Source organism: Nonomuraea dietziae (assembly GCF_014195505.1).
GTDB classification, from domain to species: Bacteria; Actinomycetota; Actinomycetes; order Streptosporangiales; family Streptosporangiaceae; genus Nonomuraea; species Nonomuraea roseola.
In genome coordinates, this window is record NZ_JACIBV010000001.1 from 7,700,927 (window position 1) to 7,712,702 (window position 11,776).

An 11,776-nucleotide genomic window follows, 5' to 3' on the forward strand; every position below is an offset into this window, starting at 1 on the left:
CGGCTCCGCCGGAACGATCTCCGGCCCGAGTGTCCCTAGATCCCCACACTAATCGGTCATCCACCGCTCATAGCGCGAAAAATCAGGCCATAGCAAACGGGTGCGGGGATCAGGGAGCGCCGGGGCAGCCGGCACGCGTCGCCGACGGGCCGGCCCGAAACGCGTGCCGAGCACAGCGCGCCCGAGCACAGCGCGCCCCGAGCACAGCGCGCCCCGAGCGGAGCGCGCCCCGAGCGGAGCGCGCCCCGAGCGGAGCGCGCCCCAGGCAGAGCGCGCCCCGAGCACAGCGCGTGCCGAACGGAGCGTGTGCCGAGCGGAGCGTGTGCCGAGCGCGTCCCGAGCACAGTGCGTGCCGAGCGGAGCGCGCCCCGAGCGGAAGCGCCTGTTGTGGGGGTCAGGCCTTCTCGGCCTCGCCCGTCGCCTGCTCCAGCGCATCCTCGGGAGAGGCCTCGAGGTCCTGCTCGGCGTCGGCGCTGGCCTGGGCCGAGGCCTTGTCCAGCCGTACCCAGCTGGTCACGCTCTCGACCGCGAACAGCACCAGCAGGTACGCGGTCAGGGCGTACAGCACGGGGGTCAGGACGCCGAGCGCCGCGCCCGCGGCGATGATCAGCAGGCGCACCTCCCAGCCGAGACCCGCCATGAACACCCAGGTGGGTGGCCAGATGCTCTGGCGCGTGCGGTAGACGGTGTCGTAGGTGTGGTAGCCGACCACGTACAGCAGCACGAACAGCAGCCACTTGGGCGCGTCGTGGCTCAGGCCGATGAGGATGACGGCGAGGAACTCGGTGCCGCGCAGGATCGGCGGCACCAGCCAGTCGAGGCGTCCGAGGTGGTCGCTGGCCGCGGTGGGCAGGACCAGCACGACCATGATGGCCACCGAGATGAGCGGGGACAGCCCCGCGAGCGCCACCGCGATGGTGGCGAGCAACGTGACCAGGAGGGTGGCGACGGGCGGCAGGCCCTTGCCGAGCCGGGGGGCTACGGCGTGGACCAGGGGACCGTCGTCGCGGTAGGCGAGCAGCCTCGCGGTCTGGATTCTGCGGCGCTCCTCGTCGGGGTCGGGAGCGGCGGCGGCGCTGGCCTGCGGCTGAGTGATCATGCGAGCGACCTCATGACGCGTCCGGTGGCGGTGTAGGCGGCGGCGACGCTGCCCCAGATCAGCAGGGTGATGAAGGTGACCCGGGCGTCGAAGAGGGCGGCGGTGATCGCGATGGCCGCGAACCGCTCGCCGATGGGGAAGACGACCATCTTGCGCGCCCAGTAGACGGCGCGGAACTTGCCCGCCTTGCTCCACATCTTCAGCACGCCGCGGATGCCGCTGCTGCGCTCGACCTTGCGCCGTTCGAGCGCCTTGCGCAGGTCGCGGTCGTCGGGCGCGGTGAGCGGGGTGGTGGGCAGCGGGGAGGGCGGCTTGCGCCGGTTGGCGGCGCCGAAGGAGAAGTCGAGCAGGTGCTTGACCGACTGCAGGGCCAGTGCGGCCAGCGCCAGGATCCAGATGTCGTCGCTGTGCCCCGCCACGACGTAGCCGATGGCGAGACCGGCGAAGACGACGTACTCCTTGAACCGGTCGAAGGTCGCGTCGAGCCACGCGCCGAGCACGCCGAACTTGCGGGCGTAGCGGGCGACCTGGCCGTCGACGCAGTCGAAGACGAAGGCGAAGTAGATCAGCACGCCGCCGGCGACCATGCCGAGCCGCTCGCCCGTGGCGAAGCAGGCGGCCGCCGCCACGCCGAGCGCGATGGAGATCAGCGTGACCTGGTTGGGCGTCAGGCCGCGCCTGGCCGCCCAGCGGGCGATGAAACGGGAGTAGGTGCTGACGAAGTAGGTGGTGAAGAAGCCGTCGGCGCCCTTGACCGCGTTGTTGAGCCTGGCGCGGTCCTCGTCCATGCCGGACATCTCGGTCGCGGCCTCGGTGGCCTCCGCCTGCGTGGTGATCCTGCGGTAGAACAGGTCGCGGCGGCCGCGGATGCCGACGGAGACGCCCTTGCGGACCAGCGCGAAGACGATCAGCTGGACCAGGTCGTCCTCGGGACCGAACAGGTGGGCGAGGTCGGCCAGCTCGCGGCAGGCCTCGGCGAGCACGGGGGCGTTGCGGGCGCTCAGGTGCAGCGGACCGAGCAGGATGGCGTTGGGCCGGGTGACGGCGTGGTGCGCGGTGCCGACCGAGATGATCCTCGACTTGCCCACGCGCGCGCGGACCATGAGCCCCTCGAGGCTGTTGGCGCCGATCTCCGGCTGCGCCTCGTCGATCGGGACGTCGGGGACGATCTTGTCGCCGTTCTCGTCCTCCGGCCGCGGCTCCTTGGCCACGAGCGCGATGGCGCCGCGCTTGGCCTTGGTGATCTGGTAGATCAGCTCGTCGTGGATGACCGAGTTGACCGGCAGGAGCAGCATGCTCTCCTGGGCCGCGTCGGCCACCTCGGCGAGGGCGCGCAGGGCGGTGGCGAGATCGGTGCGCTCGATCGTGGCGGCCTGGGGGTCGAGCGAGAGGGCCTGGGTGCGCAGGCGCTCGCCCACGGTGGGCGCGCCGGGCAGCGCGGCCAGCCGGAGGCCGGTCGGAGCGGTGTCGGGGCCGGGCGAAGAGCCCAGCAGGACCACGCGGGTCATGTCACCCTTTCGAGGCGGTTGCGGGGGGCGGAACAACTGGTAAACCAGGGGCAGTCGTCAAAGTCTAGTGAGAGTTCGGCAAAGCCGGGCCACCCGACGCTCACCCTAGACTGGACGGGTGAGTCTCTACCGTGACGAGGGCGTCGTCCTGCGCACGCAGAAGCTGGGCGAGGCCGACAGGATCGTCACGCTCCTCACCAAGCGCACGGGCAAGGTGCGAGGGGTGGCCAAGGGCGTGCGCCGCACCACCTCGAGATTCGGCGCGAGGCTCGAGCCCTTTACCCATGTTGACCTGCAGTTGCACGTGGGCCGCACGCTCGACGTGGTCACGCAGGCCGAGACCATCCACCCGTACGGCGAGGCGCTGGCCCACGACTACCCCCGCTACACGGCCGGCAGCGCGATGCTCGAGACGGCCGACCGCCTCATCCAGGGCGAGAAGGAGCCTGCGCTCAAGCAGTTCCTGCTGCTGGTGGGCGGGTTGCGCACACTGGGCGACGGCAGCCACGAGGCCCGCCTGGTGCTCGACGCCTACTTCCTGCGCTCGCTCGCCGTGGCCGGATACGCCCCCGCCCTGCAGGAGTGCGCCAGGTGCAGGGCCGACACGGTGAGGGCGTTCGCGATCGTCGCGGGCGGGGCGGTGTGCGGGGCGTGCCGTCCCGCGGGCGCCGCCGTCCCCGCGGGGGAGACCCTGGCGTTGATGACGGCGCTGCTGCGCGGAGACTGGACCGCCGCCGACGCCTCCCAGGCCCGCCACCGCAACGAGTGCAGCGGTCTGGTCGCCGCCTACCTGCAGTGGCACCTCGAGCACGGCATTCGTTCTCTCCGCCATGTTGAAAGGGAGCCAGCACGTTGAACGTCCGTCCCCCCGCGCCGCACCCGTCCGGAGCGGTCCCTCCCGCCATCCCGCGTGACCTGGTCCCCAGGCACGTCGCGATCGTCATGGACGGCAACGGCCGCTGGGCCAAGCAGCGCGGCCTGCCGAGGACCGAGGGGCACAAGGCAGGCGAGGCGTCGCTCTTCGACGTCATCGAGGGCGCGATCGAGCTGGGCGTCCCCTATCTGAGCGCCTACGCCTTCTCCACCGAGAACTGGAAGCGCTCGCCCGACGAGGTGCGCTTCCTCATGGGCTTCAACCGCGACGTGATCCGCCGCCGCCGCGACGAGCTGCACGCGATGGGCGTGCGGGTGCGATGGGCGGGCAGGCCGGGCCGCCTGTGGAAGAGCGTCATCTCCGAGCTGCAGGACGCCGAGGAGATGACCAGGAACAACCGCACGCTCACCCTGCAGTTCTGCGTCAACTACGGAGGGCAGGCCGAGATCGTCGACGCCGCGGTCAGGCTCGCGCAGGACATCGCGGCGGGCAGGGTCAAGCCCGGCAAGGTCAACGAGAAGGTCTTCGCCCGCTACCTCGACGAGCCCGACATCCCCGAGGTCGACCTGTTCGTCCGCTCGTCGGGCGAGCAGCGCTTCTCCAACTTCCTGCTGTGGCAGTCGGCCTACGCCGAGATGGTCTTCCTCAACAGGCTCTGGCCCGACTTCGACCGCAGGGACCTGTGGGAGGCCTGCGAGATCTTCGCCAAGCGCGACAGGCGCTACGGCGGGGCGGTGCCCAACCAGGTATGAGGCTCCAGCTGCTCGGCCAGGTCCGCGCGGGGGACACCGACCTCGGCGGGGCCAGGCAACGCCTGCTGCTGGCGGCCCTCGCGCTGGCCGGCGGCAGGGCGCTGAGCAGGGACACCCTCCTCGACGCGCTGTGGGAGCACGACCCGCCCCGCACCGCGCTCAACGTGCTGCGCACCTACGCCTCCAGGCTGAGGGCCGTGCTCCCGCCTGGAGCGATCACCCTGGTCGGTGACGGATACGCGCTGAGCGGGGTCACCACCGACGCGGAGGAGTTCGAGGCGCTGGCGGCGGGCAGGCCGCGCGAGGCGCTGGCGCTGTGGCGCGGCGAGGCGCTGGCGGGGCTCGAGGGCGGCTACGCCGCCGCGCAGCGCGCCAGGCTGGAGGAGCGCCGCCTGACGGTGCTGGAACGCGCCGTCGAGGCCGACCTCGAGGCGGGCCTGCACGCCGAGGCGGTGGCCGAGCTGCGCGCGCTGGTGGCTGCCCACCCGCTGCGCGAACGGCTGAGCGCCCTGCTCATGCTCGCCCTGCACAGGTCGGGACGGCAGGCCGAGGCGCTGGCCGTCTACTCCGACCTGCGCGCGCTCCTGAGCGACGAGCTGGGCATCGACCCCTCGCCAGAGCTGTCGGAGCTGCACCTGCGCGTCCTGGGGGGTGAGCTTCCCCCTCCGAGGACGGCCGTGCGGCCCGCCCAGCTGCCCGCCGATCTCGCCGACTTCACCGGCAGGGCCGAACTGGTCGAGGCGCTGGCCACCGAGCTGGCCCCCGGCGCCGCCCTGCCCGTCCACGTCATCGCGGGCATCGGCGGCGTCGGCAAGACCGCGCTCGCCGTACGGGTGGCCCACCGGGTCAGGGGCCGCTTCCCCGACGGCCAGCTGGCCATCGACCTGCGCGGAGGCAGCGACCCTATGGATCCGGCCGACGCGCTGGAAAGGCTCCTCGGCGCGCTCGGCGTCGGCGGCCCGCCCGCCGGCCTCGCCGACAGGGCCGCCCTCTACCGCTCGCTGCTCGACGGCCGCAGGATGCTGGTCCTGCTCGACAACGCGGCGTCGGAGGCACAGGTCAGGCCGCTGCTCCCGGGCACTTCGCAGTGCGCGGTGATCGTCACGGGGCGCTCCAGGCTGGCCGCCCTCGCCGGAGCCCGCACGCACGACCTCGACGTGCTGACCAGGCCCGAGGCGCTCAGCCTGCTGGGCGCCGTCGCGGGCAGGGCCAGGATCGCCGCCGAGCCCGAGGCCGCCGTCGCGGTGGCCGAGGCGTGCGCGTTCCTGCCGCTGGCCGTACGGATCGCCGCCGCGCGCCTGGCGGCCAGGCCCCGGCTGGAACGTGGCGGTCCTTCGCGACAAGGTCGCGGGCGAGCGGAGGCTGGCCGAGCTGGCGATCGGCGACCTGGCGGTGGAGCGCACCTTCGACCTCGGATACGACCAGCTCGCCGCCGAGCAGGCGCGGGCCTTCAGGCTGCTGGCCGTCGCCGACGCGCCCGATCTCACCCTGCGCGTCGCCGCCGTCGTCCTCGGCGTGGACGACCCCGAGCCGCTGTGCGAGTCGCTGGTCGACCTCAACCTGCTCGAATCGCCCGCGCCCGGCCGCTACCGCTACCACGACCTGCTGAGGGTCTTCGCGCGCAGCAAGGTGGCCGACGAGGAGCGCGACGAGGCGCTGGCCAGGCTGACGGGCGACTGGCTCCGGCAGGTGCGCGCCGCTGCCGCCGCCAGCAGGGACGGCTCCCCTCAGGCCGGCGCGTGGCTGGCGGAGGAGGCCGCCTGCCTGGTGGGCACGCTGCGCAGGCACGAGGGCGAGCCCCTGCCGCGCCGCAGGCAGGGCAGCACGCTCGCCGTCGCCCGCGCGCTGTGCGAGGTGGGCGGCGGCGACTCCCAGGAGGCGCTGGTCCGCGGGCTGATCGCGCTCGGCGAGGGCGACCCGGCGACAGAGGAGGCCATGGCGGCGCTGCGTATATGAGCGCTCATGCCGGATTCAATCGCGCCCGTGCAGCATCGACGGCATGCAGATCTCCGGATTCGACTACTCCCGTGTCGCCGTGGACGGCGACATCGCGCTCAACGTCGCCATGGCGGGCTCGGGGCCGCCCATCGTGCTCCTGCACGGCTTCCCGCAGACCCACCTGATCTGGCGGCACGTCGCCGCGGACCTGGCCGTCGACCACACCGTGCTCGTGCCCGACCTGCGAGGGTACGGCGACAGCGACAAGCCCGCCGACCAGGACGGCGAGACCTACTCCAAGCGCAGGATGGGCGACGACATCGTCGCCATGGCGGCGGCGCTCGGCCACGACAGCTTCGCGCTGGCCGGTCACGACAGGGGCGCGCTGGTCGCCTTCAGAGCGGCCATGGACCATCCCGCGACGATCACCCATCTGGCCGCCCTCGACGTGCTGCCCACCCTCGACATGTGGGAGGTCATGCGCGGCACCCTGGGCGCGATCGGCTTCCACCTGTATCTGATGGCCCAGCCGCCGGGGCTGCCCGAGCAGCTGATCGCCGCGGCCCCCGACCTGTTCTTCGGCCACTTCCTCGACCTGTGGACCAGGGACCCCGACGCGATCCCCCCGGACGTGCGGGCCGCCTACCTCAAGGCGTCGAGGGAGGCGATCCCCTCGATCGTCGCCGACTACCGCGCCAGCGCCACCGTCGACAAGGCGCACGATGAGGCGGACAGGGCGGCGGGCAACCGCCTCGGCATGCCGGTCACCGTGCTGCAGCAGGACTGGGGCGACGTCCTGCCGTACGACGCGGTGGGGTTGTGGCGGGAGTGGGCGGCCGACCTGGAGCACCGGACGATCACGACAGGGCACTTCGTCGCGGAGGAGAGCCCCGAGACGGTCACGACCGCCCTGCGGGCGCTGCTCGCCCGCTGAGCCGGCTAACCCTTGCGGGCGGCCCTGGCGCGGCGCTTGCCCTCGTGCATGGCGGCCACCCTGGCGATGGGGATGGTGTGACCCTCGGCCACGAGGTCGTCGGGCAGCGCCTGCGCAGCGGGCATCAGCTCGGCCCACGGATCGCCGTCGCCGAGCAGGCCCACGGCGGTGCGCACGGTGAAGTCGCCGGGTGTCACGCGGTCGAGGTCGTCCCACGCCACGGGGAACGACACGGGGACGCCCGGTCTGACGCGCGGGCTGTAGGCCGCCACGACCGTCGCCCCACCCGCTCGGGTGGAGTCGAGGAAGACCTTGCCCTCGCGGTCCTCCCTGATGAAGGCGGTGGTCGCGAGGGCGGGGTCGAGCCGCTCGGCCCTGGCGGCCAGGGCGCGGGTGGCGGCCGCCACGTCGGGCGTCGCAAGACCGTCGATCAGTGGGACGAAGACGTGCAGGCCCTTGGCGCCGCTGGTCTTGACCGCGCCGGCGAGACCGGAGTCGGCCAGCGCCTGGCGGACCAGGTGGGCGGCGCCGACCACGGAGGGGAAGGCGTCACCGGCCGGCGGGTCGAGGTCGAGCACCAGGTGCGTGGGGTGCTCCCTGTTGTCCGCGCGCATCAGCGTGGGGTGGTACTCCACCGCCCGCTGGTTGGCGAACCACAGCAGGGTTTTGCGGTCGTCGCACAGGGCGTAGGAGACCTCCCGCCGCGAGGTCTCGGCCCAGAGCGTGACCGTGGCGATCCACGAGGGGGCGTAGGTCGGGACGTTCTTCTGCATGAAGGGCGCCTGGCCCTGCCGGACCCTGACCACCGACAGCGGACGGCCGCGCAGCGCGGGGATCATGCGGTCGCGCACGGCGTCGAGGTAGTCGACCAGGTCGCGCTTGGTCGCGCCCGCGTCGTCGAAGAGCGGCTGGTCGAGATTGGTCAGGGCGACGTCGTCCCTGACCTCGTCGGTGCTCACCGGATCATCATGCCCTGCGCCTGGCCCGGTATGCGGCGACATGCATGCGATTGCCGCAGGTGCGGCTGTCGCAGTAGACCCTGGACCTGTTGCGCGACTCGTCGACGAAGACCCTGGCGCAGCCGGGCGCCGAACAGGTGCGCAGCCGCTCCCACTCGCCCTCGACCAGCAGGTGGGCCAGCGCGATCCCGCAGTCGGCCGCCAGGTGCTCGGCCAGCGAGGCGTCGGGGGCGAAGTAGTGCATGTGGACCGGATGACCGTCGTGCTCGGTCAGGCTGGGCGTGATCCTGGTGTCGGCGAGCAGCGTGTTGAGCAGCCGCACGGCGTTCGCCTGGTCGGTGGCGGTGAAGACACGGTGGAAGTCCTCCCGCAGCATGCGCACCTGCCCGAGGTCGCGCGGGGTGAGGGCCTCGATGCCGCTGACCTGGCGGGCCCTGACGAACTCGGCGAGATCGTCGAGGTCGGCCAGGCCCTCGTCTCCGCCGGTCGAGGGAGAGGTGTTCACCAGATCGACGACCGTGGCCAGCGAATACACCATGTCATGGCCAAACGGCATGTTGGCTCCTGTCTTGGCCTACTGCAGCGTGGGGCCACAGCGTATCTCCCGGACGGAGTCCGGGGGGCCTTACGAAGGCGCACATCGCCGTACGGGCGGGTGATCCGGCGCGCTAGGAGGCGCGCACCGCCGCCGAGCAGGAGGCGCAGGTGCCGAAGACCTCCACGGTGTGGGTGACGTCGGTGAAGCCGTGCTCGGCGCCGACGGCCTCGGCCCAGCGCTCGACGTCGGGCCCCGCCACCTCCACCGTACGGCCGCAGCGGCGGCAGACGAGGTGGTGGTGATGGTCGCCGCTGGCGCAGGCGCGGTAGACCGACTCGCCGTCGTCGGTGCGCAGCACGTCGACCTTGCCTCCGTCGGCCAGCGCCTGGAGCGCCCTGTAGACCGTGGTGAGGCCGATCTTGGCGCCGTCGGAACGCATTTCCGCGTAGACGTCCTGCGCGCTGCGGAAACCTTCGCTTCTGCGAAGGGTGTCGTGGACAGCGTCGCGTCGATTGGTCATGAGTGGCTCTCCCGGGTTCGGCCTCGGCCTCGCCGTACGAATCTACCGACCACGAGGGCCAGCACGAAGCCGGCGAGAGCGAGAAGGACGATGGCTGCGCCAGGGGGCACCTTAACGGAGAATGTCGAGCTCAGCAGCCCTCCCACGGCGGCGATGACGCCGAAGACCATCGACAGCAGCATCGTGGCGCGAAATCCCCTGGTGAACTGCTGGCTCGTGGCCACCGGAATCACCATGAGCGCGCTCACCAGCAGCAGCCCCACCACGCGCATGGCGATCACGACCGTGAGCGCCGCCGTCACCGCGATGAGCAGGCTGAGGAAGCGCACCGGCAGGCCGCTGGCCTTGGCCACCTCCTCGTCCTGGCAGAGCACGAACAGCTCCCTGCCGAAGACCACCACCATCGCGATCACGGCGACGGCCAGCGCGCCGATGACCCACAGATCCTCGGCCGTGACGCTGGCGATGGCGCCGAACAGGTAGGAGGTCAGCTTGGCGTTGCTGCCGCCAGGAGCGATGGAGATCAGCATCACGCCGCCCGCGATGCCGCCGTAGAACAGCAGCGCGAGCGCCACGTCCCCGCTCGTACGGCCGCGCGCCCGCACCAGCTCGATGGCGACGGCCCCGATGACCGAGACCAGGACGGCGGTCAGCACGGGGGCGGTGCCCGTCAGGAAGCCGAGCGCGACGCCGGTGAGCGCCACGTGCCCGATGCCGTCACCGAGCAGGGCGAGGCGGCGCTGGACGATGAAGGTGCCGACGAGCGGCGCGCAGAGCCCGACCAGCAGCGCAGCGATCACCGCGCGCTGCATGAAGGGCAGTTGGAGGATCTCGATCACGCCTCGGCCCTCCATCCCGCCAGCGGGCCCGTGACGGGCTCCTCGGCGTGCGGGTGGACGTGCTCGTGACCGGGTTTGGCGCACTCGCCCTCAGGCCTGGGAGGCACGCCGTCGTGGGCGATCACGCCGTCGCGGATCAGGATGCCGCGGGTGATGATCGGCTCCAGGGGGCCGAGCTCGTGGGCGACCAGCACGATCGTCCTGCCGTCGCGCACCAGGGCGGAGAGGGTGTCGGCGAGCAGGTGCTGGCTGTCGGCGTCGACGCCGGCGGTGGGCTCGTCCATCACGTAGGTGTCGGGCTCACCGGCGAGCGCGCGGGCGATGAGCACCCGCTGCTGCTGGCCGCCCGAGAGGTTCTGCACCGAGTCGCCCGCCCTGTCGGCCAGCGACACCGCCTCCAGCGCGCGCTCCACGGCCTGCCTGTCGGCCTCGGTGGTCGGGCGCAGGCGGCGCTGGCGGGCGATCCGGCCCGAGGCCACGACCTCGCGCACGGTGGCGGGCACGCCGCCGCCGATCTGCAGGCGCTGGGGCACGTAGCCGACGCGCCACCACTCGCGGAATCTCGCGGGCGGCCTGCCGTACAGGAGGGTCTGCCCGCCGGACAGCGGGGTGAGGCCGAGAAGGGCCCTGATCAGGGTGGACTTGCCCGAGCCGTTGGCTCCGAGCACGGCCACGACCTCGCCCGCGCAGATGGTCAGATCGACGCCGCGAAGCACAGACCGGCGGTCCAGGCTCACCTGGCCGCCGGTCATGTCGAAGACTGCTGTCACGCTGTGCATCCCAGTGCGGTTCGCAGGGTGGTGAGGTTGCCACGCATCGCCGACAGGTAGTCACCGCCGGACGGCTGGCTCTCCATGGGGTCGAGCACCGCTGTCTTCGCCCCCACCTCCGTGGCGAGGACCTCGGCGACCTTGGTGCTGACGAGGGCCTCAGTGAAGATGGTAGTGACCTTCTCGGCCTTGGCGACCTTGGCCACCTCCGCGATGCGGGCGGGGGAGGGCTCGGCCTCGGGATCGATCGAGATGCCGACCTGCTTGAGCTTGTAGCGGTTGGCCAGGTAGCCGAACGCCTCGTGCGCGGTCACGATCGACCTGGTGGAGCAGGTGGCGAGCCCCTTGGTGAACTCCTGGTCGAGTGCGCCGAGCGCGGCGACGGTCTTGGCGGCGCGCTCCTTGTAGTCCTGGGCGTGCGCGGGGTCGGCCTCGGCCAGCCGCTCGCTCAGCTTGGTGGCCACGCCGGCGAAGCGGCTCGGGTCCAGCCACAGGTGCGGGTCGTAGGAGACCTCGTGCTCGTGCTCGTGGGCCGCCTCGCCGCCCTCCGGCTCCTCCTCCGCGTGCGCGGGCAGGGTCTGTACGACGGCGGCCGCGTCGAACCCCTTGTCGGCGCCGTTCTGCTCGACCGCCTCGTCCACGGCGGGCTGCAGGCCCTTGATGTAGACGGTCATCGTGGCCCCGCCGACGCCGGCGACCTGCTGCGGGGTGAGCTCGAGGTCGTGCGGCTCCACACCCGGCGCGGTCAGCGTCTGGACCGTGACGTCCTGGCCGGCGATCTGCTCGGTGAGCCACTGCAGCGGGTAGAAGGCTGCCACGACGGTGGGCTTGTCGCCGGCGGCCCCGCCGGGCGCGGCGGCGGTCTGCGCGGCGCCTGACCCGCACGCGGCGGTGGTGGCCAGCAGCACGCCGCCGGCCAGGAGCGAGAGGAATCGGGCTTTATAGGGCATCACGCCCACAAGTATGACCCAGAATGAAAATGGTTGTCAAAATCCCTCGGGATGCCGGCGACGGCAGGGGGCTCGCGCGCCGACCGGCATCCCTG

General features: G+C 72.2%; 12 protein-coding genes and 1 pseudogene. 5 read left to right on the plus strand and 8 right to left on the minus strand.

What is annotated here, in order from left to right:
- Positions 1-394 precede the first annotated feature (394 nt).
- Positions 395-1,099, minus strand: a complete 705-nt coding sequence (locus FHR33_RS52110) for a DUF5941 domain-containing protein (RefSeq protein WP_183657859.1) — start codon at positions 1,097-1,099, stop codon at positions 395-397.
- Complete coding sequence (locus FHR33_RS52115) at positions 1,096-2,607, minus strand: CDP-alcohol phosphatidyltransferase family protein (RefSeq protein ID WP_183657862.1); 1,512 nt, start codon at positions 2,605-2,607, stop codon at positions 1,096-1,098. The genes FHR33_RS52110 and FHR33_RS52115 overlap by 4 nt, the downstream gene beginning before the upstream one ends.
- A 118-nt stretch (positions 2,608-2,725) precedes the next feature.
- Between FHR33_RS52115 and recO the strand changes: the two genes are divergently transcribed.
- The 5 genes and pseudogenes from recO to FHR33_RS50935 all read left to right on the plus strand — a co-directional run bounded on the left by recO (position 2,726) and on the right by FHR33_RS50935 (position 7,105).
- Positions 2,726-3,463: a DNA repair protein RecO gene (recO, locus tag FHR33_RS36705; RefSeq protein ID WP_183657864.1), complete on the plus strand. Its 738-nt coding sequence runs from the start codon at positions 2,726-2,728 to the stop codon at positions 3,461-3,463.
- Positions 3,460-4,233: an isoprenyl transferase gene (locus tag FHR33_RS36710; RefSeq protein ID WP_183657866.1), complete on the plus strand. Its 774-nt coding sequence runs from the start codon at positions 3,460-3,462 to the stop codon at positions 4,231-4,233. Before recO ends, FHR33_RS36710 begins: the two co-directional genes overlap by 4 nt.
- Positions 4,230-5,384: pseudogene (locus FHR33_RS53455) on the plus strand (AfsR/SARP family transcriptional regulator); the annotation flags it as partial. The gene FHR33_RS36710 and the pseudogene FHR33_RS53455, both read left to right, overlap by 4 nt.
- A gap of 172 nt (positions 5,385-5,556) precedes the next feature.
- Complete coding sequence (locus tag FHR33_RS50930; RefSeq protein WP_246452296.1) at positions 5,557-6,189, plus strand: hypothetical protein; 633 nt, start codon at positions 5,557-5,559, stop codon at positions 6,187-6,189.
- Between the two features lie 43 nt (positions 6,190-6,232).
- Positions 6,233-7,105 carry an alpha/beta fold hydrolase gene (locus tag FHR33_RS50935; protein WP_246452297.1) on the plus strand — a complete coding sequence of 291 codons (873 nt, stop codon included), beginning with the start codon at positions 6,233-6,235 and terminating at the stop codon, positions 7,103-7,105.
- Between the two features lie 5 nt (positions 7,106-7,110).
- Here FHR33_RS50935 and ligD read toward each other — a convergent pair whose 3' ends face one another.
- The 6 genes from ligD to FHR33_RS36745 all read right to left on the minus strand — a co-directional run bounded on the left by ligD (position 7,111) and on the right by FHR33_RS36745 (position 11,681).
- Positions 7,111-8,064, minus strand: coding sequence for a non-homologous end-joining DNA ligase (gene ligD, locus FHR33_RS36720; protein ID WP_312895888.1), 954 nt, complete (start codon positions 8,062-8,064; stop codon positions 7,111-7,113).
- A gap of 7 nt (positions 8,065-8,071) precedes the next feature.
- Positions 8,072-8,620, minus strand: a complete 549-nt coding sequence (locus FHR33_RS36725) for a CGNR zinc finger domain-containing protein (protein WP_183657872.1) — start codon at positions 8,618-8,620, stop codon at positions 8,072-8,074.
- Positions 8,621-8,732: 112 nt separating this feature from the next.
- Entirely contained in the window at positions 8,733-9,122 is a 390-nt protein-coding gene (locus FHR33_RS36730; RefSeq protein WP_183657875.1) for a Fur family transcriptional regulator, read from the minus strand.
- On the minus strand, positions 9,119-9,961 hold the full coding sequence (locus FHR33_RS36735) for a metal ABC transporter permease (protein ID WP_183657879.1): 843 nt from the start codon (positions 9,959-9,961) through the stop codon (positions 9,119-9,121). The genes FHR33_RS36730 and FHR33_RS36735 overlap by 4 nt, the downstream gene beginning before the upstream one ends.
- A complete protein-coding gene (locus FHR33_RS36740; RefSeq protein WP_183657882.1) occupies positions 9,958-10,740 on the minus strand; it encodes a metal ABC transporter ATP-binding protein in 783 nt (260 codons plus the stop codon). The genes FHR33_RS36735 and FHR33_RS36740 overlap by 4 nt, the downstream gene beginning before the upstream one ends.
- Positions 10,728-11,681, minus strand: a complete 954-nt coding sequence (locus FHR33_RS36745; RefSeq protein ID WP_183660513.1) for a metal ABC transporter substrate-binding protein — start codon at positions 11,679-11,681, stop codon at positions 10,728-10,730. The genes FHR33_RS36740 and FHR33_RS36745 overlap by 13 nt, the downstream gene beginning before the upstream one ends.
- Positions 11,682-11,776: the final 95 nt, after the last annotated feature.

Excerpts from the sequence above, each read along its gene's own strand:
- FHR33_RS36730 (WP_183657875.1), bottom strand. The coding sequence starts at position 9,122 with ATGACCAATCGACGCGACGCTGTCCACGACACCCTTCGCAGAAGCGAA.
- FHR33_RS52115 (WP_183657862.1), bottom strand. The coding sequence starts at position 2,607 with ATGACCCGCGTGGTCCTGCTGGGCTCTTCGCCCGGCCCCGACACCGCT.
- FHR33_RS50935 (WP_246452297.1), top strand. The coding sequence starts at position 6,233 with ATGCAGATCTCCGGATTCGACTACTCCCGTGTCGCCGTGGACGGCGAC.
- FHR33_RS36745 (WP_183660513.1), bottom strand. The coding sequence starts at position 11,681 with ATGCCCTATAAAGCCCGATTCCTCTCGCTCCTGGCCGGCGGCGTGCTG.
- FHR33_RS52110 (WP_183657859.1), bottom strand. The coding sequence starts at position 1,099 with ATGATCACTCAGCCGCAGGCCAGCGCCGCCGCCGCTCCCGACCCCGAC.
- FHR33_RS36725 (WP_183657872.1), bottom strand. The coding sequence starts at position 8,620 with ATGCCGTTTGGCCATGACATGGTGTATTCGCTGGCCACGGTCGTCGAT.
- FHR33_RS36740 (WP_183657882.1), bottom strand. The coding sequence starts at position 10,740 with ATGCACAGCGTGACAGCAGTCTTCGACATGACCGGCGGCCAGGTGAGC.